Here is a 526-nt window from a genome sequence, read left to right on the forward strand (position 1 = left end):
CTTTCACGCCCGCTTTATTATTCACTACTGTGATTGCTCCGGCCACTGGCGCTTTTGTTACTGTTTCAGATGCATACTTTACTGCCACACGTGCACTTTCTTCTTTATTCGCTTTTGTCACTGTTACGTACACTGTTCCACCTGTTGCTACGAATAAATCTTTTTTCGTAATTACAACTTCTGCTTCCTTCTCTTTCACTGTTGCTGTTCCTAGTTCTTTTCCTTCTTTGGCTGCGTCATATACTTTGACTACATCACCCGCTTCTAACTTGCTTACTGTGATTGTGTCTTCTTCTCCTGTTGCGTTGTTCGCTGTTTTAATTGCTGACGCCGCTGGCGTTACTGTGATTTCTGCATCATATGCTTTCACTGTACGCGTACTTTCTAACTCACCTTTACTTTGTACACTTACGTATACATTGCCTTTTGTTTTTGCGTCTTTTGCGATTTGATCAATTTCTACTTTTGCTTCTACTGCATTTTCTGCCRCTGTTGCTGTTCCTAGTTCTTTYCCTTTTGTGGCTGC

Annotated in this window: 1 pseudogene; it reads right to left on the reverse strand. The window is 41.6% G+C overall.

The annotated features are described in order from the left end of the window. Positions 1–526, reverse strand: a pseudogene (locus tag AC1DMU_RS29580) (hypothetical protein); the annotation flags it as partial.

It is taken from the genome of Bacillus sp. 01N45, assembly GCF_056399205.1.